The 23,714-nt window shown below is 48.4% G+C and carries 11 protein-coding genes; 2 read left to right on the forward strand and 9 right to left on the reverse strand.

Annotation, left to right across the window (positions count from 1 at the left end):
* Window positions 1-252: 252 nt before the first annotated feature.
* Window positions 253-1,317: a TIGR03032 family protein gene (locus QUB39_RS06205; RefSeq protein ID WP_333208378.1), complete on the reverse strand. Its 1,065-nt coding sequence runs from the start codon at window positions 1,315-1,317 to the stop codon at window positions 253-255.
* A 146-nt stretch (window positions 1,318-1,463) separates the two neighbouring features.
* Here QUB39_RS06205 and QUB39_RS06210 point away from each other — a divergent pair, with 146 nt between their 5' ends.
* On the forward strand, window positions 1,464-1,631 hold the full coding sequence (locus QUB39_RS06210; protein ID WP_333208379.1) for a hypothetical protein: 168 nt from the start codon (window positions 1,464-1,466) through the stop codon (window positions 1,629-1,631).
* Window positions 1,609-5,601, forward strand: coding sequence for an FG-GAP-like repeat-containing protein (locus QUB39_RS06215; RefSeq protein WP_333208380.1), 3,993 nt, complete (start codon window positions 1,609-1,611; stop codon window positions 5,599-5,601). Before QUB39_RS06210 ends, QUB39_RS06215 begins: the two co-directional genes overlap by 23 nt.
* A gap of 402 nt (window positions 5,602-6,003) precedes the next feature.
* Here QUB39_RS06215 and cruG read toward each other — a convergent pair whose 3' ends face one another.
* The 8 genes from cruG to QUB39_RS06255 form a co-directional block, all read right to left on the reverse strand.
* Window positions 6,004-7,206, reverse strand: coding sequence for a 2'-O-glycosyltransferase CruG (cruG, locus tag QUB39_RS06220; protein WP_333208381.1), 1,203 nt, complete (start codon window positions 7,204-7,206; stop codon window positions 6,004-6,006).
* A 232-nt stretch (window positions 7,207-7,438) separates the two neighbouring features.
* Complete coding sequence (gene cruF / locus QUB39_RS06225; protein ID WP_333052677.1) at window positions 7,439-8,380, reverse strand: gamma-carotene 1'-hydroxylase CruF; 942 nt, start codon at window positions 8,378-8,380, stop codon at window positions 7,439-7,441.
* A gap of 242 nt (window positions 8,381-8,622) precedes the next feature.
* Window positions 8,623-11,238 (reverse strand): CHAT domain-containing protein, encoded by a 2,616-nt coding sequence (locus QUB39_RS06230; protein WP_333208382.1) that lies wholly within the window; start codon window positions 11,236-11,238, stop codon window positions 8,623-8,625.
* A 119-nt stretch (window positions 11,239-11,357) separates the two neighbouring features.
* Window positions 11,358-14,255 carry a two-partner secretion domain-containing protein gene (locus tag QUB39_RS06235; RefSeq protein WP_333208383.1) on the reverse strand — a complete coding sequence of 966 codons (2,898 nt, stop codon included), beginning with the start codon at window positions 14,253-14,255 and terminating at the stop codon, window positions 11,358-11,360.
* A 65-nt stretch (window positions 14,256-14,320) separates the two neighbouring features.
* Window positions 14,321-17,212 (reverse strand): S-layer family protein, encoded by a 2,892-nt coding sequence (locus tag QUB39_RS06240; RefSeq protein WP_333208384.1) that lies wholly within the window; start codon window positions 17,210-17,212, stop codon window positions 14,321-14,323.
* A gap of 65 nt (window positions 17,213-17,277) precedes the next feature.
* Complete coding sequence (locus QUB39_RS06245) at window positions 17,278-20,229, reverse strand: two-partner secretion domain-containing protein (protein WP_333208385.1); 2,952 nt, start codon at window positions 20,227-20,229, stop codon at window positions 17,278-17,280.
* Between the two features lie 106 nt (window positions 20,230-20,335).
* On the reverse strand, window positions 20,336-20,953 hold the full coding sequence (locus tag QUB39_RS06250; RefSeq protein WP_333208386.1) for a Uma2 family endonuclease: 618 nt from the start codon (window positions 20,951-20,953) through the stop codon (window positions 20,336-20,338).
* 244 nt (window positions 20,954-21,197) lie between these two features.
* The gene (locus QUB39_RS06255) at window positions 21,198-23,363 is read right to left on the reverse strand and encodes a ShlB/FhaC/HecB family hemolysin secretion/activation protein (RefSeq protein WP_333208387.1); all 2,166 of its coding nucleotides are present in this window, start codon (window positions 23,361-23,363) and stop codon (window positions 21,198-21,200) included.
* Window positions 23,364-23,714 lie beyond the last annotated feature (351 nt).

Raw genomic sequence — 23,714 nt, forward strand, 5'->3', positions numbered from 1 at the left:
TTACTTAAATGGCTTAATTGGTAGACCGCCAAAAACTGCACAAGTATAAATACTTATTGCAAAAGTGACATGCTCCCTTTCAACCCCTGGCGGAGTAGCGGGTGGGGGGGAGGACTGGTGGACTAAAAGCTTAAGTTGACACGCTTTGGGTAATGCCGTTTCCCTACGGCGATCGCACTTCCGGGGTGTGCTTCATAAACGTGGAATCTGCTGTATCTGCGTCCATCCGCGTACATCCGCCACCATCTGCGGTTAAAGTTCCAAAGTAATTAACTGAGCAATTTCGTCAGTCTGAAAACCCAAGGCCATCGGCTTTTGCACTGTCGGAATCACTTGTACATCATAGAGTTCGGTGACAATTCCTTCAAAGCGCAACCAGTGAACGATCGCCCCCGTAGTCAAATCGATCGCCATCATACCACAGCGAGCCTCAGCATCTTTGGCGAGCAACAACTCATCCAATTCTAAACCGCTAAAAGTGTTGTCACCTCCCCTAGGTTTCGAGAGTCCAACAATTGCCCAATTTTGCCAAAATGCTAGTCCTCGCACATATCCCGGACAAAACGTAATTGCCTCAAATTTTCCTGTGTCTAAATCCACATAACCGAATTCCCCTCTCCCCGAATTCAGCAACCACAACTTGTCTTGATACCAGCGAGGCGAGTGTGGCATTGACAATCCTGTGACGATAATATCATTAGATTCAATATCAATAACTATACCGCCGTTTTGTCGGCGATCGCGCCAGCCATCCACTACATCCGACTGACTCGACGCCGTGACATATTTCGCCTCCCCAGCTACCATTGCCAAACCGTTGAGGTGACAGCGGTCTTCATTTATACATTGTGAGATAAAACCTGGTTTCCAGAGAGGTTTGCAACTGTGGCGATCGCTCAATGTAGCGATACAATTAAACAAAGTGCTAATAAAAATGATTTGATTATTTTTATCGACTGCGATATCGTGAATGTCGATATCACCTGTAGTATAACCGATTCTTGGTATATATAATTTGTCGTATCCTTGGTATAATTTCCCGGATTCTAAGACATTATCTAATTGCCAGAGTTGATATTTTGAACTTAAATAAAGGCGTTCCGGCGTGCAGTAAAGCCCCATTGCGCGATCGAATATTCGCCAAAAAGCTGATATTCTGTTCGTTTCTGGCACAGCGCCGATTAACATTAACCTGCTGGTTTGATAGGTAGTGCAAGCGAGGCTGATTTGTTGTTGGGTTAACCAAGAGGGAAAATCGCGATCGCCAAAAATCTCGTGTTCTTGGACTGTATTGAAATTTGTGCGATCGTTATTCATAGAATCACTGAGCGTAATTGCCTAAAATCAATAATCTCATAAAGCCGTCGCCGCGCCACTGTAAATCGCTTCGATTTTTTATAATTTGTGTAAAATTACTTAGAAATATATAAAGATTTGTACATGAGCTAGCTAAAGCACTGACAGTGCGATCGAACCCTGCTAAGCTCCGAGTAATTAAAAGTTTAGGGGGTCATCCGCTACCAGATAGAAATACCGCCATCGCAAATCAAATCGGGCGATCGCTTTTAGCAACTCAAAAACCAGTAATTCTACCTAAAGCAAAAACAGATGAAAACCCTAACTCAACTTAACAAAAAAAATCCCTTTGTTGCTTGCATGAGCAACCAGCCAAGCTCGATCGTCATCCTTGACCCCACAGTACCAGACAGCAACTACATAATCCAAGGCATCAAACCAGGCACTGCCACCTACATCCTCGAAAACCAGCCTGATGCCATAGAGCAAATCACCACATTCCTAGCTCAGCATACAGGCATCGAATCGCTACACATCATCACCCACGGTAGCCCCGGCAAGATTTACTTAGGCACGACAGAACTAAACACCAGCAACATCGAAAACTACAGCCAACAGTTGCAACAGTGGCGAAACGCCCTCACAGCCAACGCCAGCATCATCTTGTATGGCTGTAACGTAGCAGCCGAAAAATCCGGGCACCAATTCCTGACTCAACTGAACCAACTCACAGGCGCAAACATCGCCGCTAACTCCCAGCCTACAGGTAACAGCAAACTAGGTGGCACCTGGAACATCCCGCAACTCATCCCCCCATCGAGCCAAAAGCCCAAACTTTCTCTGACAGAAACCACCCTCAAAACCTACAGCGGCGTGCTCAGCTTCGCCCCTAAAGTTGACTTCACAACTGGCAGTTTCCCCATCTCCGTCAGCATCGGCGACTTCAATGGCGACGGCAAACCTGACTTAGCTGTGGCGAATAGCGGCAGCAACACTGCCTCCATCCTGCTCAACACCAGCACCACAGGAGCCACCACCCCCACCTTTGCCTCCCAAGTCACCTTCGCAACTGGCCTTACTCCCACCTCCATCAGCATCGGCGACATCAACGGCGACGGCAAACCAGACTTAGCTGTGGCGAACTTCGGCAGCAACGACGCTTCCATCTTGCTCAACACCAGCACCACAGGAGCCACTACCCCCACTTTCGCCACCAAAGTAGACTTACCTACACAGGACTTACCTACTGGCACTCACCCCAACTCCGTCAGCATCGGCGACATCAACGGCGACGGGAAACCTGACTTAGCTGTGGCGGTGGTATTCAGTAACGATGCTTCCATCCTGCTCAATACCACCGCCATAGGAGCCACCACCCCCACTTTCGCCACCCACGTTACCTTCCCTACTGACACTGGTCCCAACTCCGTCAGCATCGGCGACATCAACGGCGACGGGAAACCTGACTTAGCTGTGGCGAATCGGTTCAGCAACACTGTCTCCATCCTGCTCAACACTACCGCCACAGGAGCCACCACCCCCTCTTTCGCCACTAAAGTTGACTTCAGAGCTGGCAGTTCTCCCAGAAGCGTCAGCATAGGCGACATCAACGGCGATGGCAAACCTGACTTAGCTGTGGCGAATAACGGCAGCAACATCTCGATCCTGCTCAACACCACCCCCAGCAACGCCACCACCCCCACTTTCGCCACCAAAGTAGACTTCACAACTGACACTGGCCCCAAATCCATCAGCATCGGCGACATCAACGGCGACGGCAAACCTGACTTAGCTGTGGCGAACGCCAACGACAACAACGTCTCCATCCTGATCAATACCACCGCCACCGGAGCCACCATTCCTACCTTTGCCACCAAAGTAGACTTCACAACTGGCAGTAACCCCAGCTCCGTCAGCATCGGCGACATCAACGCCGACGGGAAACCTGACTTAGCTGTGGCGAACTCGTTCGGCGACACTGCCTCGATCCTGCTCAACACGACAACGCCAGTAACGCCAACACCAACGCCAGTAACTCCCACGCCAATGCCAGTAACGCCAACGAATAAGAACAACCCCCCAGTTGTAAATCTTTCTGCCTTTTCGCAACAAAGTGGAGCACTAGGTTTTTCTCAAACTGGCAATGTGTTTACCTTGGCTGCAAACACCGATACTGACCCCGACCCGGGCGACAGCATTAATTATTCGATCGCCCTAGCAGATTTCAAGGCGTTGAATTCGTCGGCGTTTACATGGAAAACCGATCGGAGTGGCGGTCGCTATCGTCAGCCAGTAAATGAGTTAAGTTTTCCTGAGATTCCTCTCCCCTCATGGTTAACTTTCAATTCCGCAACTCGCAAAATTGAGATCGGCGAGACTCGCCCGCAGAAATTTGACTACTGGATGAAGATAATAGGAACGGATTCGTCTGGTGCCAATGTTAGCGAAATAATCCGCTTCAAGAGTTCTACTTTTGGTGGTTTTGTAATTGACGACTATATTGCCGGCGCGAATGTCTTCTTTGATGCTAACAAAAATGGCATCGCCGATCCGAACGAACCCAAAGGCACAACAGACGGTAACGGCGCATTTAGTTTTGATATTACTTCGGACACTTTTGACACTAATAATAACGGCAAACTTGATGCAAGTGAAGGTAATTTAGTTGCTTTTGGCGGCACCGACATCGGTACCGGTTTACCCCTAGAAACTCCGCTCAAAGCGACACCCGATGCAGAAGTAATTACTTTACTGACTAGCATGGTAGCTGAATTAGCCGATCGCGGTTTAACCGTTAATGAAGCTGATGCAAAAGTCACTAGCGCTTTCGATATTCCTAGCGATATCCCGATTAATTATGTGGATCCGATCGCCGCTACCCTAGGGGAACAACCGGGTGGTAAAGCGGTATTAACTGCGATGCTGGTAGCCCAAAACTCGATCACTCAAACAGCAGGATTAATTGAAGGTGCCAGCAATCTGAGTATGGGTGATGCTGTCAAGCAAATAATTAGTACGATCGCCGATCGCATCCTAACAGGAACCTTAGATTTCACCAAACCCGAACAAGTGGCGGATTTAATCGTCCAAGTGGGCGATCAAGTAAAGGCGATCGATCCTAATTTTAACGCCCAAGAGATATCAGTGGCGGCACCAGCACTAGCCCAGGTAATCGCAGCATCCAATCAACGGATTGTAGAGGCGATCGCGACTAATACCGATCTTACACAACTGCAAAAACAAGTAGCAGCCATCCAAAAAATTGCTTTGGGTGAAACAACTCAAGACTTTAAAGCATTTGGTGCCGGTCAAAAACCCCTCGATTCTCTAGTTGCAGAAAACACGGGTACGGCGTTAGATGAACAAATTTTGAATGGTGGTAATAACCCTGTAGTCACAACACCAACACCTGTAGTCACAACACCAACACCTGTAGTCACAACACCAACACCTGTAGTCACAACACCAACACCCGCAGTCACAACACCAACACCTGTAGTCACAACACCAACACCTGTAGTCACAACTCCTACACCCGCAGTCACAACTCCTACACCAACACCGACACCGACACCGACACCGACACCGACACCGGAAGTACAAATTGCGATCGCAATGCCAAAACCATCGGTATCAAGTAACGTGCGATCGGGTTTACCAGAAAACACCCGATTAGGAGATGTTTACCTGCTAACAGATGGCAACGATACCAGCTTCCCAGCAGCAGCATTAGGCTTAAGCGTATTTGCCCTTGCCGGCAACGATTCCTTGAGGGGATTAGACTTCCCAAACACCTATTTTGGGAATCAAGGAGAAGATACTTTAGTAGGTGGAGGAGGTAACGACGAACTAATTGGCGGCAAAGGTTCAGATTCGATCGCGGGCGGTACTGGCAACGATTTTCTTAGCGGGAATAATGACAACGATATCCTGCTAGGTGGTGATGGCGATGATACCCTGCGCGGTGGTAAGCAAGATGATATTTTATCAGGCGGTGGGGGTAACGATCTCCTGAATGGCGATTCCGGTTTGGATATCCTCACAGGTGGCGCAGGGAATGATATTTTTGTATTGCAAGATACGGCTACGGAACTATCTCAAGCCGATGTGATTACTGACTTCTCTTCCGAGGATAAAATCAAGTTAATTGATGTCACTTTCAGTCAATTAACTTTTGAGTCTGTTAATGTCATCTTAGATGGTGCAACTGCTGTAGCATCAACGGCGATAAAATCGGGGAATGACTACTTGGGAGTGGTTTATAATCTGAATCCAACGTCTCTTAATAGTAGCTCTTTCTTGTAAGATTGCTGGGGAAGATACTATACGCTAAGCCATCACAGGGAGGCGTTTGCCTCCCTGTTTGGACAGTTAGTTCCTGATACTATCTGTGGCGGTGTAGGTAATGGCTTTAGGACTCAAGTCAAATCCGGTAGGTAGCATCGGAATTAATATTACCCACAGCTTTCGAGACGGCACTGTGCCGTTTCCCTACAATTAATCGCGGTAGTCCAAGGGCACTGCCGTATCATCTACATCATGTCGCTCGTGCAAAATGAACAAGCCGATATCCGGGAGCAGTTAGGTGTTAGCGTTGGAGTGAATACGAATTTGATAATATCTGCTAATTCCCCGCTGACTTAAGAAAGAAAGAAAAGGGCGATCGCACTTCTACCAATTTTAAAAGGTCTAGCAAAAATTTAACGATTATTCATACTTTCTGCCGCGCCACTGAGTAGGCTGATTCAACGCAGAAATTAGAATACGCAAAAACGCCAACGGATCGGCTAAAGGTGACAGCCAAAACAGCCATTTACCCGATGCCCCAGTTGTATCGTAAGAAGGTGCGATCGCCAAACACAAAGCCGATCGCACTGCAACCAAAAATACATTCAATCCCAACAGCCAAAAGTGCGGAAATACACCAACCGGCGGCAGCGAACCAAACAACAAATAGCACAACACAATCGGCACCGGCAAACCTTGAACCGCCAGCAACAGCCACAAATCGCCCCAGATTTGACCGCCCGAAGCAGCATCTTTCAAATCGAGCGATCGACCCCATTCATTCCAAGTCTCGATCGCCCCCTCATACATCCGCACCTTCAACACTTTAGCCCCATCCAAAAAGCCCACCTTAAAGCCCTTAGCAGCCGCATAGCGAGCCAGAGTCACATCATCGCAAAAAGAACCCCTCGCGACCTCATAGCCCCCCAATGCCACCAAAACCTCGCGCTTGCACAAGAAACACTGACCATTCGCCATCACCCGTTCCGGCACATCCCCGCCAGTCCCCGTCGGCCCGAACCGATAAACCAAAGTCATTAACAAAGCAGGTTGCAGCCACAACTCCCCTGGATACTTGAGGATAAACTGTGGCGACAGCGAAATCAAATCGTAATTTCCAGCTTTCGCTGTTTTGAGTAAACTCGCAATCAAACCCGGATGGGGCACAGTATCCGCATCTATCCCCAAAATCCACTCGCACTTCTCGGAACTGGCCAAAAAACCCGCATTCAGCGCCCACGGACGCCCTACCCAACCCGCCGGCAGCGGATCGTCGTTAATCAAGCGAAACCGGGGGTCTTTTTGTGCTGCTGCTTTGACTAAATCTCCGGTTCCGTCTACCGAATAGCTGTCAACCACGATCGCTTCTCGGAGTTCGTAACTTTGGCGGCTTAATCCTTCCAAACAAGGCGAAATGCGATCGGCTTCGTTCAAAGTCGGTACTACCGCAGTACAACTACCCAACAAATCCAGCGTCGGCGAATCCGGTTCCAGGGGTGGGATGCGCGATGGGCCTTTAATCAAACGCGACATCAGAAGGGCGGCGGCGGGTAATTGCAGCAGCAGGAGTGCGACAGCGATGATACTTGTCAGCGGTTGGGAGAACAGGTGAGGGGCGATCATGGGATTTTAGATTTTAGATTTTAGATTTTAGATTTTCAATTGAAGAATTGGAAATTACGGTTGGTGTCAATTTAAAAATTTAATAAAATTTTTGCCTCAAACATATTACAGGAATTGGGCATGAAAAAATCGCCATTGAAAAACCCGGTTTCTTGTAGAAACCGGGTTTTTAAACTAGCTCAAAATTTAGTGTAAATTTTTGCTAAATCAGCCGGGGTTGCTCGCTAGCAACTCACTTACGCAAAACGCCCACGGGCTGAGGTGGAATTTGGGCCGTGATAACAGATGTATCCAAAGACGGCATTGTTTCGGTTACGTCACCTGTTGCGGGTTTAGCGATCCAGCATAACGCGATCGCCGGAACTACACCCAGAAGCACCGCTAGCGATGTCGGGAACCAGAACCGAGAATCCAAGGAAACTACAGTGATAATTGCTCCGAAAGCAAAGTTTACCAAATAAACAATTAAGGGCAAACCCAATTCCGATCGCTCTAATTTAATCGGTGTTTTTCTCCACAAGAAAGCTGCTACAGACATAAATAGCGCCCCCGTACCCATCCAACCAGCCAAATTGCGGTAAGGCATTCCAAAGAAAGCCCCAAGTTCCTCAAACTCCCAAAAAGGAACAGCAGTTTGACTCATCGCCGGATCTAGTACAAAATCCCAAGCAGTTAGCAGCAAAGCACCAAGGGCGATCGCCCCTATTTGGCGCACCCAGTTGAGTTCACCTTTACCGCCAGCTACTCCAGCGCGAGCAATTATGTATGAAACCAGTCCCAGATAAAACCACGAGAGGGGAATGGTAAACGGAACCAGCCCTGCAATTTTGTAGCCCAAACCGCTTAAATAGTGGTAGTGGCCGAAGGGAAAACCCGTACTCGTTCCCAACAACTCGCTACTCAAGGACAAAAACACAGAAGGCACTAAAAAAGCCAGAGTTGCACCCCAACCCAATGTCCGCAAGGCATAGAGAGCAACTGCTGCTGCACCAAAGATGATATAAACTACTCCACCCCCAGCCATCCCCCACTGGAATAGCGTTTGCCCCGCGGGCGGTAAACTCATCACCAATTCGGGACGGGGTAAAATCAGCAGCAACCCTGCCAATCCAAAAGCCATTGACAAGACGTGGGCAATTAAGCAAAAGCGCTCAGCAATCAAAAGTTGCTTCATGGGACTCCTCGAAAAAATATTAGATGCAAAAAGCACTCTTAACAGTTTACAAACTTTAACAAAAAACCAACTGCATTTGAGTCACTTGTCAATTGTCAGTTGTCAGTTGTCAGTTGACTGTTGACTGTTGACTGTTGTCCACCGCCCGCCGATGCCCAATGCCCTGAGCAATCTAAAATCTAAAATCTAAAATCTAAAATTGTCAGATGCCCGATGCCCCATGCCCGATGCCCGATCTTAAATTACTGCCAATTCCCCACTAGCACGAAAGGCGCCCAGAAATAGGGATTTTGATAGTCTGGGTTTTTCAGCAGCGTTAATTGAGCGTTGCGGAGGGCTTCAGCTTTGCTGGTTTTAGAAGAAGCCAGTTGCTTGTAAAATTCAGCCATAAAGATAGCTGTAGATTCGTCGTTGACTTGCCAAAGGGTGGCGGCGGTGCTGCGCGCACCCGATCGAATTGCCGCCCCCGCCAAACCCAAAGCCGCCCGGTTATCCCCCGAAGCAGTTTCGCAAGCACTCAAAACCAAAAGTTCGATCGGCTGTTGTCTCTCCCCTGTGCGGGCTCGCAGCAGTCGATCGAACTCCTTAACATTCACTTTCTGATCCCAAGTCACAATAAAAGTATCCGCTGCATTCGAGCTAAACTGACCGTGAGTTGCCAAATGGACGATCGGGTAAGATACTGCTTTAATTCGATCGTGCAATCGCCCGCTGACAAAATCTTCATTCAGCAGCGAACTCGCCGGCATCTCGGCTGCAATTTGCTGAACTTCCTCCTTCACCCCCGGCAAAGCCGAGAAGCCTTGACGCGGTTCCGAGAGGCCAGCGGTGAGCACTTTTAACTTGACTTTGTTCAGCGGTTTCGGTGCCAGCAATTGCAATCCCGGCGCCAAAGCAATGCTGTATTTTTCTACCAAAAACTTTTCACCGTCGTGCAGCACCGCCATCGGCAGATTTCGCAAATAACCGTCGAGCACAAATACCAGGGTTTTAATCCCGGCGGCAGTCAAATCCGCCTCTGCGGGGCGGATTAACCAGTCATAAACCTGTTCAACGGGTTGCCTCCTGTTGCGGGGGAAAGCAGCAGGCCTGATGAGATTTTTGGCTTGTCTGAAGGCAGTTTCCAACTCAGCTTGAGACTTCTTCGTAGCGTAGCGGCGCAGGGGTTTGCCGGGAATTGACAAAATTACCTCCAAACGATCGCTCAAAATAATCGGATAAATCACCGCCGCAGTCGGATCGATTTCCTCGATCGACTTTGGTTTAGCATCAGCGCAAGCATCCCGAAAAAAGTTGTCCAATTCCGCCAACTGCAAAGATTCCACAGTTTGGCGCGCCAGTTTCAATTTAGGTTGGCTGGGAGATTCCTCTTGCAAAAGCAGCCCGACTAATTCCCGATAAACCGGTTCGGCACTTTCCCGAAACGAAAATTGCACTTCGGGATTGACTGTTACCAAATCGCCCCGCAGAGAAGACAATATATTGACAGCTTGAGTATATTGAACGATCGCCCCTTCTGTATTTCCTTGAGCTTTCCGAATCCGTCCCAGTTGCCAAAACAATTGGTAAGCAATATCGGGAGATTGAAAAGCCGGTGCTAAACTCAAAGCCTCGGTTGTGAGATTTTCTGCTTTCTGATACTGCTGTTGGATTTCCGATAGTTTGCCTTTTGCTGCCAGAATATAAGCTTGTATTCGTCGATCGCCCAAACTGTTTGCTCCTTCGACAGAGCGATCGAGCATTGTGTCAATATCGCTTAAACTCAAAGTTTTCGCAGGCGACTGAGCTAATTTCATCAAGCTTTGAGCTAAATTAATTTGAGCGTAAAGTCCGGCGCGATTCGAGCCAAATTGATCGGTTTGAGATTCGAGAGAACGCCACAAAGCCTCTGCTTCCGACCAATCTTGGCGATCGACTAACAAACTCAATTGATTTAACTTTGCCTGAATTTGTAGGGGCGATCGATCCGGCATCGCCTGGATCGATCGACCATAATACTCTAGGGCAAAGCGTTCCCAATCCGCCCGCTGTTCTGGTGTCAAACCCGGTTTATTGCTTTTAGCCCGTACCGTATTGCCCAGATTAAGATAAATTGCAGCCTCCTCTGGCCGGCTACCTAATTTTTGGGCTGCTTCGAGTCCAAGTGACAGCACATCCTGCGATCGTTCCAGTTGTCCCAAAACCCGCAATACCCGCCCTAAAGCATGAATTGCCCGGACTTGTTCGAGAGAAACCGATTCATTTTTCAAAGTTTCCAAACCCGCTGCGGAAACTTCGCAAGTTTGGTTTTCCAGCTTGAAAGAAGCTAACATCATTTTGCAAGCCCTGGGGTAAAGTCCGAGAATTTCCCAAGCCCGACTTTGATTAATTTGAACTTGAAAAAGTTGGTTCTTTCTATCAATTTGCTCGAAAATTTTAGCAGCTTGCGTCCAAATCTCGATCGCATCTTGAGTCTGCCCGCGTTCAAGTTGCAACTGTCCTTGAATGTTGAGAGTTTCAGCTAAAATCCGCTGCTGTTCGGGAGTTTTGGCTTGGGTTCGCACAGCCGACAAACTCGAATTTACAGCTTTTTCTGCTTCTTCCCAAAGCGCCAACTGCCCGTAGGTTGCAGCTAAATTGCTCAAAGCTGTGGCGCGATCGAGATTTTCGCCTTTTGCCTCAAACTGCGCCGCCGCTTGCTGCAACAAAGGTACAGCTTCCGAAAAACGTTCCTCTTGGTACAGAGTTCGAGCTTGTCGAACAAGCTGCACCGCTGGTGGTGGATTAACCTGAGCAATTCCAGGAGGAATCGCAATTGCTAGCAGACAGGAAATCACAAATAACAGAATTACTTGTCGGAGCGATCGGGTAAACTTCATAGTTAGAAAATAAAATTACAAGCGCAGACACACCTACTGATTAACCCAAATACATCTTATTTTTGATCTGCGTTAATCCGCGTTAATCCGCCTACATCTGCGGTAAAAAAAACCTAATTTCAACGCGGCACACAAACAGAACTAGGTCGAGGATTGCGAGAGTCAGCAGCATTACCCGGATTATATCCAACAAGCATAACTTCTCCTTGAGCATTCACCACCCAACCTTGCGCCGGCACAACTTCGCGATCGGGGATTTCTCCTTCTTCCTTCTTCTTCCCTCGATCGGTTACATCGGTTAAACCCTCTACATTCGTTGCCGAACTTCCTGCCTCTTCCACCCAATTAAACTGGCTAGAATTGCTGCTGAGGGCATCATTGGGACTGGGTGGCACTCCTCCTTTCCCAGTGACGGTAAATGCGCTCTCGGCCTCTTGCGTGCAGGGATTTGCCGCAATTAACGCAGCCGAATCGACCACATTTTGCGGCAGTTCCACTAAACCTTGAGCCGGATTCACTCCAGAAGCACTAAATGTTACAGTACCTTGCAAAGCCGGGCCGCTACTTTGGGAAATCGCCGCAATATCACTGGTAGGATTTAGAGAAGTCGGACTTACTTGCAACGCTGCAAATTGAGCATCTGTTAATCCCAAAGTCGCTCGAACCTGTTCGCGAGTGACTGATGTAAACCCGAAAACATTGGGGACATTAATATTAACCCGCCCACCTTGGGCCGATCGCGCATTAGCCGTAATATCGCTATTTTCGTTGGGAAGAGTAACCAGAATATCGCTTTTAATGTTGATATTGCCGCCGTCGGCAGCGCCCGCATCAGTGGTGATGCGGCTCCCCCGGCGCAATTGGATGTCGCGCGATCGCAAGTTAATATTAGCCCCGATACCCGATACAGTCGTGCCGTCAATACTGCCTTTGGTGGTGAGGGCGATCGAATCTGCGACAACATTGATGCTGCCAGCCTCCCCCGTTCCATAACTCTGGACGCTAACCGCTGCGCCGTCTCGGACACTCAACCGGCCCGCCGCAATGCTCAAGCTTCCCGCCGCACCAGATGGAGGTTGCAGCCCCAACAAAGTCTGGTACAGCAAATCTCCCGAAGCTGTGCCGATGCTGCTGGGAAAGATCCCGTCTCTGGTAGTTCCGGCTATTTCCACCGATTCCGAAGCAGCGACAGTCACATTTCCCCCTTGTCCCTCACCCAAAGTTGAGGCTCCGATAGCTCCTCCGTCTCGGACAATCAACCGTCTGGCATTCAACGTCACATCACCGCCTTTGCCGCCCCCAGCCGTTCCCGCAGCGATTAGACTTCGGGAAGGAATTTCGCCCGGTGCGGTGCCGATCACTTCCACCGAGTCTGAAGCGTTGACGGTGATGTTGCCGCCGGGCCCCCCCGCAGGAATCACCTGCTCTGCAGTTCTCACCCCGCTCGAAGAAGTGATGCTAGCCCCTGCTTCGACGCGCAGGGAGCGGGTGTTAATTTCAATGTTTCCAGCCCTTCCCGTGCCGCCAATACTGTTAGCTGCTAGAGCCGTACTCAGGGGGCTATCCGATCGCTCTCTCGCTACTATTACCGAGTCAGAAGCTCTCACGCTCAGATTTCCGCTGTTCCCGGCACCAAAAGTCGAGGGCGAGATAATGGCTCCGTCGCTGACACTCAGTTGACCGGTTTCGATAGCGATACTACCTGCATTTCCGCTGTTAAAAGTTGTGGTGAACAGCCCGGAGGCGTTGATTTCTACCGATTCAGAGGCTCTAATTGTCACACCAGAGCCGTCTCCGGTACCGAGTGTAGGGTTGAGTATTGCCGATCCGTCTCGGATAGTTAATCGTTTGGTGTCGAGCGCGATATCCCCGGCTCTGCCGGCACCGAGGGTTCCGGTAATGATGCTGCTTTCGCGGGAGGCGACATCTGGCGGCTCTTGTGCTGCACCAGGATCGAGAATCCGTCGCCGAAAGTTCTCAAATCCTATTCCCTTGAGTTCTATATTCTCGGCGGTTCGGACATCGATCGGGCCTCCGGCTCCGCTTCCGGTAGTGGTGGAGCCGACAAAGGCTCGATCTAATAGGCTAAAGCGCACTGCTTCGATATTGATGCCGCGGCCGTCAATGCTTCCCAAGGTATCGGAGACTAGGCTCGATCGATCGCGCAATGTCACATTTCCTCCCCGGAGTGCGATCGCGCCTCCCCCTGGCCCGCTAGCTGTCACCGCCGATAAACCTGATAATTCAATGTTGCCAAAATTGGCAACATTTGTATAATCTAAACCTAATCCTATGGGCGTGATGCTAAAGCTTACTACACCCGGACTTGCCACACTTCCTAATTGAATGTTGCCACTAAAAGCGCTGGCAAAACCATTGTTAAAAATTAAATCTCCTCCCACCATTGCTAAGGTTTGACCGGGAGGAACTGCTAAACCTACGGGGATTGTTGTGCCTTCAATAACTTGGGTAACACTGGAAGAGTTGACAATTGTGCCAGGATTTTCTCTAAAGCTTAAACCCACAGGAATATTAATCGCTAACAATGGCACTGCATTAGAATTAGCTGCACTAAATTCAAACCCATTATCAAAGAGAACGCCGCTACCAGTAGAACCGATAAATGAGCCTCGCAAATCTAACCGAGCATTGGGGCCAAAGACAATCCCTTTGGGGTTAATTAAGAATAAATTGCCGTTTCCCAAAACTCCCAGAGTTCCTAAAATATTAGAAGGGTTGCCACCAGTAACGCGGGTGAAGATGTTGGCAATTCCGCTGGGATTGGCAAAATATGCTCCCCGCCCCTCACGGATGTTAAATTCGCGTAAACTGTGAAATAGGTTAACGCCGCGAGTTGCACCGCCTTCTATTCTATCTGAGGGTAAGTTATTAATCGTGTCGGGAACTGTGCGCGAACTTTCTGCACCCAAGCTGCTATCGGGGACAATTTGGGCGACGGCGGGGATAGGAAACAGCAGTAAAAATGCAAAAAATAGGGCGGAAGATTGGCGGGGCATCTTTTAATTCCTGTTAATTTACTCTTAGGAAAATACCGACGGGTTAGCTAAAAACTGAAGAGTACCTATTGAGGTACGCAAACACCCGTCCGTTTCGGACTGCGAAGAGATGCACCATTACTTGAATTATACGCTACCAGCGTTACTTTTCCTTGCTCATCTATTACCCAACCTTGAGCGGGAATAATTTCTGTTGGCCGCATTTCTATGGATGGTCTTTGGCTTTCTACTTGCTGACTTACACCTACCGCTGGTTCCACCCAATTAAACTGGCTATAATTGCTGCTGAGAACATCATTGGGACTGGGTGGCACTCCTCCTTTTCCAGTGACTGTAAATGCGCTCTCGGCCCCTTGCGTGCAGGGATTTGCGGCAATTAACGCAGCCGGATTGGCCACATTTTGCGGCAGTTCCACTAAACCTTGAACGGGATTCACTCCAACAGAACTAAATGTTACGGCTCCTTGCAACGCCGGGCCACCACTTTGGGAAATCGCGGCGATGTCGCTGGTAGAAATTAGAGAAGTTGGATTTACTTGTAAGGCCGCAAATTCAGCATCAGTCAGTCCTAAACTACTTATAGCTTGTTCGCGGTTAATTGCTGTCAAACCAAATATATTTGGTACATTTACCGTAACTTGACCGCCCCTAGCTGTGCGAGCATTAGCAGTAATATCACTATTCTCTCGCGGTAAAGCTACCAAAATATCGCTGTCAATTCTGATATTACCGCCCTCAGAAATACCTGCATCTGTTGTAATTCTGCTACCGCCCCGCAACTGGACATCTTGCGCCCTGATATTAATATTTCCACCACCGCCTGCGTCAGTTGTACCATCAATACTCGCTTTGTTATCTAGGGCAATTGAGTTAGCTACAATGTTAATATTGCCAGCCCTTCCCGTGCCTAAAGACTGAACATTAACCACTGCACTATCCCGGAGAATCAATCGATCGGCATTCAGATTCAACGAACCCGCATTTGCCGTAGCATTGGGATTGACAAAATTCAGCGCCCGGCCAGCCGAAGCCTCAATTCTACTGCTGAACTGACCGCTATTCCCACTGCCTTGGACTTCTGTGCGATCGGCATCAATTGTAATATCTCCCGCATCTGCTGCACCCAAAGAAGCCGCAGTAATAATACCTCCATTTCTTAGAGTGAGCATGGGCGTAGAGAGGCGGATATCTCCACCCCTACCAGAGCTTGTACTTTGAGTAGCCAGAGCACTTGGTGCGAAGCTCGCACTCCCCAAAACTCCAGACACGCCGCTCACTTCTATAGACTCTGAAGCTCTCACAGTTAAATTTCCTCCAGCCCCCCCACTGGTAGAAAACACGTTTTCACCAATAATCGCACCAGTCGATAAAGTAATTGCAGCTCCATTAGAAACACTCAGCCGCTTAGTGTCGATCGTAATATCCCCGGCTTTCCCATTCCCATCGAAAGAGTTCGTGCCGAGTACAGTTTGTGCCCCATTTCCAGGGAGGCTCCCCGACAATTCTACAGATTCATTCGCTTTAATCGCGATATTCCCCGATGCTCCATCATTGCGGCTAATACTGACGAGATTGGAGCCATCGCGCAGGATTAACCGTTGTGCGTCAACAGTTATGCTGCCGCCAGAGCCGGTACTTTCCGTCGTTGTGCCGTTATTGATCGCAGAACTGACGACATCAACGGTGTGAGCACGGATATTCAGATTTCCGCCATTTCCTGCACCCAGGGTGCCGGTACCGCCCACTACCCCATCGCGCAGCAGCAGCCGTCCGGTGTCAATGTTAATGTCTCCGGCGGCTCCCTTGCCAACAGTACCAGTGATTAGAACAATTTGCGGGTCAAAAGGATTGAGCGTTCCTGATGCCAGAAATTGGCTGTAAAACCGCTGATAGCCTTCAGTTCCCAACCCGATCATTTCTACTGACTCAGTAGCGTTGATGTTGATATTGCTCCCCTTCCCATCTCCCACTGTCGGGGTGAAAATTTGTGACCCTCTATCTACTCGCAAGTTTTGAGCATTGATGTCAATCGCTCTACCATCAATATTTCCCAATGTCAGTCCATAAATTCCCGAACTACTGACGGTAACATTTCCACCTCTGATGTCAATTTTTCCACCTCCTAATCCGCTGGTGTTTATAAATGCACCGTTCATTTCTATATTGCCGAAGTTCTGAATATTTCCGTAGTTTAAATTCAGACCTAAAGCTGTTGGCTCAAATTGCACTAAACCTGGACTTTTCACACTTCCCAGTAATATTTGTCCGGTATAAGCTGTTAAAATTCCACCTGGGATTTGAATGTCTCCGCCAATTAATGCTAAAGTTTGGCCGGGGTCTACTGCTAAACCAAGTTTGTTAGAAACAGGAATTTCTACGGGCAAGGGCGGTAAGGTTGGTGTGGGGCCGATTGCTTGGGAAGAGTTAACAATTGTGCCGGGATTTTCTCTAAATCTTAAACCCACAGGAATATTAATCGCTAACAATGGCACTGCATTAGAATTAGCTGCACTAAATTCAAAGCCATTATCAAAGAGAACGCCGCTACCAGTAGATCCAATAAATGAGCCGCGCAAATCTAACCGAGCATTGGGGCCAAAGACAATCCCTTTGGGGTTAATTAAAAACAAGTTACTGTTTCCCAAAACTCCCAGAGTTCCTAAAATATTAGAAGGGTTGCTACCAGTAACGCGGGTGAAGATGTTGGCAATCCCGTTAGGACGGGCAAAATATGCTCCCCGCCCTTCACGGATGTTAAATTCTTGGAAACTATGAAATAAATTTACTCCGCGAGTTGCACCGCCTTCTATTCTGTCCGATGGTAAGTTATTAATCGTGTCGGGAACTGTGCGCGAACTTTCTGTTCCCAAGCTATTATCGGGGACAAATTGAGCGACGGCGGGGAAAGGAAACAGCAGTAAAAATACAAAAAATAGGGAGGAAGATTGGCGCTGCATCTTTGAAGTGTGGTTAATTTAATATTATAAAAATAGCGAGGGATTAGCTAAAACGTGAAGATTACTTATTGAGGTACGCAAACACCCGTCGGTTTCGGACTGCGAAGAGATGCAACACCACCAGCATTATAGGCTACCAGCGTCACTTGTCCTCGATCGTCCATTACCCAACCTTGAGCGGGCATAATTTCTCTTGGCCGAATTTCTATGAATGTTCTTTGGCTTTCTACTTGCTGACTTTCACCTACCGCTGGTTCCACCCACGGAAACGGCGAGGGAGCGCTGCTGAGAACTTCATTAGGACTCGGTGGCACTCCCCCCCGACCAGTCACAGTAAACTCGTTGTCGGCCCCTTGGATGCAGGGATTTGCCGCAATTAACGCAGCCGGATTGACCACATTTTGCTGCAGTTGCACTAAACCTTGAACCGGATTAACTCCAACAGAACTAAATGTTACGGCTCCTTGCAACGCCGGGCCACCACTTTGGGAAATTGCGGCGATGTCGCTGCTATTAAGCAGAGATGTAGGACTTACTTGCAACGCTGCAAATTCGGCGTCACTGATCCCCAATCTGTTTCTGACTTGTTCGCGACTCGCTGCTGTAAAGCCGAAAACATTGGGGACATTGATATTGACGCGGCCGCCGCCTGCTGTGCGGGCGTTGGCTGTGATGTCGCTGTTTTCTTGCGGGAGGGCGACAAGAATGTTGCTGTTGATGTTGATATTGCCGCCGTCAGAAGTGCCTGCATCGGTGGTAATTTGGCTGTTGCGGCGCAATTGGATGTCTCGCGCTTGCAGGTTAATATTTGCTCCAGTACCGGATACAGTCGTACCGTCAATACTCGCTTTGTTATCAAGAGCGATCGAATTTGCGACAATATTGATATTACCAGCGCGTCCGGTTCCCGTAGCCTGTACCGTGACTGTAGCTCCATCTCTGACAATTAGTCGATCGGCATTCAGATTCAACGAACCGGCATTTGCTGTAGCATTAGGATTAGTACCAAATATCTTGCCCACGGAAGCATCAATTGTACTGACAAACAAACCATTATTTCCGCTGCCGCTGACTGAAATGCGATCGGCATTAACAGTAATATTCCCCACATCTCCAGAGCCCAAAGAACTCGTAGAAACTATCCCCCCATCCCGCACAGTCAGGCTGGGCGTATCAATCCGAATATCCCCACCCCGACTCGAACTCAAAGTTCCAGAAGTCAGCGCGCTAGCATTCTGAATTCCGCTGGTCAAAACTTGAGAAATACCAGAAATTTCTACTGATTCACTAGCCCTAACAGTTAAATTTCCCGCAGGCCCGCCCTCCTGAGAAAACAAAAACCTGCCAATTAAAACACCCGTTCCTAAAGTAAAAGCAGAACCATCAGAGAGAGTCAACCGCTTCGTATCAACGTTAATATTCCCCGCCCTTCCGTTAGAACCGATACTCAGCGTGCTGATTCCAGTTGACACAACAGTTCTCGGGCCGGTGTTAGACAATTCTACTGATTCAGCAGCTTTAATGTTGATATTCCCCGACGGGCCACTGCTGTAGCTGGTGGTACCCAGAAGAGAACCGTCGCGCATAATTAATCGATTGACATCAACACTAATACTTCCTCCCGCACCGGTACTTTCTTTAGCCGTCCCGTTGTTAATTCCAGAACCCACCATCTCAAAAGTATTGGCGCGAATGATTAAATTCCCGCCCCTTCCACCGCCAAAAGTGATACCGCTACCTACTACGCCATTGTTGAACAGCAGGCGGCCAGTGTCGATCGTAATATTCCCCCCCGAACCAGCACCAGCACTAGCATTAAACAGCACAAATAGCGGGTCAAAGGGGTCTGCGGTTCCCGATACCAGATACTTAATTACAACTTGTTGATAGCCATCAACTCCCAGCCCGCTCATTTCTACAGAATCAGCAGCGCGCAAGTTGATATTACCTCCTGCACCATCTCCGAGAGTCAGGGTAGAAAATTGCGTGCCGTTTTGCACTCGCAAATTTTGGGCGCTGATATCGATACCTCTACCATCAATATTTCCCAAAGTCAGCGCATAAATCCGCGCACCGCTAAGGGCGACATTTCCACCTTTTAACTCTACTCTGCCACCCCCAATACCGCTGGTGTTAATAAGTGTTCCATCGGCTATTTGAATATTGCCAAAGTTTTGAAGATTGTCATAATTTAAAGTTAAATTTCCCTTTTCCCCCGCTGTCATTGCAAAATTAACTAAACCTGGACTCGCTGCGCTACCGAGTAAAATTTGTCCGCCGCTGGCGGTTAAATTGCCGCCTGGGAGTTGGATGTCGCCGCCAATCAGTGCTAAAGTTTGACCTGGTTCTACTGCTAAACCAACTCGATCGCTAATTGGGATTGGCACAGCAGAGGCTGGCAGGTTTACCTTTCCTAAAGCCGTCGATTGGTTGACAATTGCACCGGCATTGTCTCTAAATCTTAAACCAACGGGAATATTAACGGTTAACAGCGGGGATGTTTGCGGGTTGGTGCTGCTGAATTCAAAGCCGTTATTAAACACAATACTGTCAGCCGTTGAACCAATAAACGAACCGCGCAAATCTAACCGCGCATTCGGCCCGAATATAATTCCTTTTGGGTTAATTAAAAATAAATTACCGTTGCCTAAAACTCCCAGAGTTCCTAAAATATTTGAAGAGTTTGGGCCCGTAACGCGGGTGAAAATATTAGAAATTCCCTTGGGATTTTCAAAATAAGCTCCCCGCCCTTCACGGATGTTAAATTCGCGCAAGCTGTGAAAGAGGTTAACGCCACGAGTTGCGCCGCCCGTGATTCTATCTGAGGGTATGTTATTGATAGTATCGGGAACTGTTCGCGAACTTTCCGGGCCCAAGGTATTATCGGGAATGATTTGGGCGAAGGTTTTCGAGGGAAATAGCAACAGGAAAGCAAACAGTAGGGAGTAACTTACGGGCGGGCAAGATGCCCAACCCCTACTCCCCACAATAAAATCTAGTATTTGTGGAACAGGCATCTTGCCTGTTATTGAGAATAGTGCAAATAGTAACGAGTAATGAAAGGGAGGCATAAAAACACTCTTTCCATGATAAAGTTTATCAGTGTAATCTCATCTCGTGTCTCTAAATGTTTTGAATTTGGCTGCTGAGTACAAGTTGCTCGACTGTGATTTCTAGTTCGGGAAAAGTTTTAGAAATAATGCGCTCATTCCCTGTAAAACTTTGAACTAAATAGCTGCCATTTTCCAAACAGTAAACGAAAACTGTGGGAATTTTGGGATTTCCTAAATAAGTCCTAGAAGCGATCGCTAAATAATCCACAATCCAATACTCATAAATGCCGAGCCTTTGATACTCATCTAGCTTATCCACATAGTCGTCTTCCCAGTTAGTTGAGGTAACTTCTACTGCTAATTGGATAGGTTCGGTAAGAGCTCCGTAGCCACGTACATTACTGTTCCATACTGATGCCTTAACCACGCCAACATCAGGATTTCTGCCTTGTTCTTGTCCTGAAGCTGTGACAGTTCTCAACACTATATCTTTGTCAACGATATAGTCAAGCCCCAAGCGATCGCTTTCTCTGTCGAAAGACTTAACAAGAAATCGTGCCACATTTTTATGAGCTCTGGTTGCTTCCACTTTGACAATCTCTCCATTTACAAGTTCGTAGATGCCCGATCCGTCTGGGTACTTTTCGAGAAAATCTGCAAATGTTAGTTTAGTTTTTGTCTGAACCATAAGACAAGCCCTCTTTGGTTAACTAGATTTTAGATTTTAGATTTTAGATTGAAGGAGAGCAGGGAATTATATCAAATCCGGTAGCATCGCAATTATTTATCTCTCTGTTCTCTGACTCTGTGTTCTCTGTGTCCTCTGCGGTTTAATCATTCCAATGAAACCGGAATTGATATTAGCTAACCTATATTTAGTCCTCGGTTAAGGACTGTCGCGATTAGACGACTTTAATCGCCGACAGAATTAGCTAGAAAGCAAAGTAATTAATCCGAAAGTATAAGCCTTTTTCCTGCAAAGTTCGATCGCCCGATCGAGCATTTATCAAAGGAATACCATAGTCTAAACGCACATTCAACCGATCGCCCATCTGCCAAACTAAGCCCAAACCCGCACCCAGAAGTTTATCCGACTCAGGATTCGGCTTTTCTTCCGACTGGTTCCACCCTAGCCCAAAATCGATAAACGGAGCCACTTGCAACAATCCTTCGACTTCCGGGACACGCCAAACCGGAATTCGCACTTCAGCAGACGCGATCGCACCGCTATCAGTTAACAGCAAATCTTGGCGGTATCCGCGCACGCTTTGAACGCCGCCGATCCCGATTTGTTCCAGGGAAAGCAGGGGGCGATCGGCTAATTGAATGTCGGAACGCACAATCAGCAAGGTTTCTGGCGCTAACAGCCGCACGTACTGGGCTTGTCCGCGCCACGCCAGAAAGCGGCTGTCGGGCCCGCTATCGTTCGCAGTAGCGCCGAACAGATTAGTGCCGAGGGAGAATTGCGATCGCGCCGCGAACACTTGGTTGGAACTCCGCTGCACGTATTCTTGAAAAAACCGCACAGCCGAAACCCGCGTTTCGCCGCGCTCATTTGCTCCCGCCGAAAGCGCAAATCGTTCCCCTGACAGGAATGTATCGCTTTCTTGCCGCGAAAAACTCAGTCCCAAAGCCAAAGTGCGATCGGGCTTTTCGACAATCGGCTGGCGGTAAGTTAATTCGTAGGTGCGCGATTTCCCCTCAATTTCAGCAGCATCAAACGGTTCCTCGATGATGTTGGTGCTAGCAGCACTCGCAGCGAATCCAATCGTGCCGTTGCGCGCGTTGACGGGGACTGTGTAGCTGCCGTTGAATTCATTGCTGCCGTCGGTGTTAGCATAAGATACCTCTAATCCGTCGCCCAAACCGAGCAAATTTGCTTGATTGATGCGAACACCCCGCCGAAAACTGCCGACGCTGGGCGATCGATTGTTGTCTGCGAACACTTCAGCGCTAAAGCTGTCTGCTTCTTTGACGCGCACTTCTAAGCGGCTGTTTTCCGGGCGGCTTCCGGCTTGCAATTCGGCGGAAATATTGCCAATTAAGGGGTCGAGTTGCAGCATTTGCAAGGCTTCCAGCAAGCGAGATCGGTTGAGGGGCCGTCTGGTGGCGCGTTCAAGGCGCGATCGCACGTAATTTGAATTTAAGCGCCTGTTTCCAGTAATCTCAATTTCATCTAATCCGCCTTCGACAATCCGCATTTTCACCACACCTCCTTCTCTCGGAAAGGTTTGGTTGGCGGGAATTACAGCGCCGGAATTGATGTATCCGGCGGCTACATATTTTTGAGTAACGGCTGCTTCGGCTGCGATCAGTTCGGCAAAGGTGATTTCGCGGCCGGCAAACTGTTGCGTAACTTCTGCGAGTTCGCGATCGCTAAAAGCTGTGTTGCCCTCAAATTCAAAGCGATCGACCCTAATTGTACCCATAATCCCCGGTCTATCATCGCCGGGAACAGGTGTTAGCGGGGTTGGTTGGAGGGGAGATGGCGGGGGAGGTTCCGGTGCTGTTGGTGCAGGTAATTCCGGCTCTCTGGGCTGAATTGGGTTGGGCAGTTGACTGAGTTGCAAAGGTCGATCGATACCCAAATCGGTTTTTTTTCGGTCAATCTTTTCTTCTAGCTTTTGATCTGAATTAAAAAGCTCGGTTTCTTGAGTTTTTGTGCTGAAAGTGCGATCCTCTCCGAGGGCTTCGCTAACGGGCTGAGATGTTGCACCCTTGTCAATCAGCCTTGTACCGGCGGGCACGATGCCCACCCCACAATCAAACTCACTCGTTGTGGAACAGGCATCTTGCCTGTTCTTGAGAATGGTGTAAGATGTCACATCGACTGAATTTGCCGCAGACGGCGGTAAGTCGGGAGTTTCCGCAGCCACCGAGTGTTCTGATTCAGCGGGTAAATGCGTCTTGTCGTCAGCGGTGGCTAAGTCTTCGCGACTGTCAAGATTAGTGTCGCCTGCGCTGCTAACTGCTGCCAAATCCTCAACATTTGAGGTCAAAATTTCAACTGTGCTAGCGGAGGTTTTTGCTGGTTTTGCCAACAAAACTAACCCAAAAATTCCAGCGAGTAAAAATAGTTTTTGTGAGGGACCAGCCATAGGATATAATTATTATCTCGCTTAAGTGGGGGAAAATATTTTCAGGAAGTCAGCACCCTCAAGTAAAAATCAATCTTAACAGCAAAAAAGGAAACAGCCGTCCCAGACCACAGTTTCGCAACTGCTACAAACCAAAAGGTCGATCGACGGCTGTTCATTTCCCAAGACTTACGCTTCAATCGGGTGATTATCCGAAAAAATATCCTGTAAGTCGATCGTAAACAGTAAAAAAAACCAAATTTTTTGGTTGCAAAACCTACACTTTCATGCTAACGCAGAGAGCAGAATAGTCCTGGACGCCAGGGTAAACCAGAAACGCGCTACAACTGAGATATGGCACCCTTCTCAATA

The organism is Microcoleus sp. AT8-B5, assembly GCF_036705565.1.
Lineage (GTDB): Bacteria > Cyanobacteriota > Cyanobacteriia > Cyanobacteriales > Microcoleaceae > Microcoleus.

What these genes read in the sequence shown, in the direction of transcription:
- QUB39_RS06235 (WP_333208383.1), bottom strand. Translation starts at nt 14,255, where the DNA reads ATGCCCCGCCAATCTTCCGCCCTATTTTTTGCATTTTTACTGCTGTTT.
- cruF (WP_333052677.1), bottom strand. Translation starts at nt 8,380, where the DNA reads ATGAAGCAACTTTTGATTGCTGAGCGCTTTTGCTTAATTGCCCACGTC.
- QUB39_RS06205 (WP_333208378.1), bottom strand. Translation starts at nt 1,317, where the DNA reads ATGAATAACGATCGCACAAATTTCAATACAGTCCAAGAACACGAGATT.
- QUB39_RS06245 (WP_333208385.1), bottom strand. Translation starts at nt 20,229, where the DNA reads ATGCCTGTTCCACAAATACTAGATTTTATTGTGGGGAGTAGGGGTTGG.
- QUB39_RS06250 (WP_333208386.1), bottom strand. Translation starts at nt 20,953, where the DNA reads ATGGTTCAGACAAAAACTAAACTAACATTTGCAGATTTTCTCGAAAAG.
- cruG (WP_333208381.1), bottom strand. Translation starts at nt 7,206, where the DNA reads ATGATCGCCCCTCACCTGTTCTCCCAACCGCTGACAAGTATCATCGCT.
- QUB39_RS06230 (WP_333208382.1), bottom strand. Translation starts at nt 11,238, where the DNA reads ATGAAGTTTACCCGATCGCTCCGACAAGTAATTCTGTTATTTGTGATT.
- QUB39_RS06215 (WP_333208380.1), top strand. Translation starts at nt 1,609, where the DNA reads ATGAAAACCCTAACTCAACTTAACAAAAAAAATCCCTTTGTTGCTTGC.
- QUB39_RS06255 (WP_333208387.1), bottom strand. Translation starts at nt 23,363, where the DNA reads ATGGCTGGTCCCTCACAAAAACTATTTTTACTCGCTGGAATTTTTGGG.
- QUB39_RS06240 (WP_333208384.1), bottom strand. Translation starts at nt 17,212, where the DNA reads ATGCAGCGCCAATCTTCCTCCCTATTTTTTGTATTTTTACTGCTGTTT.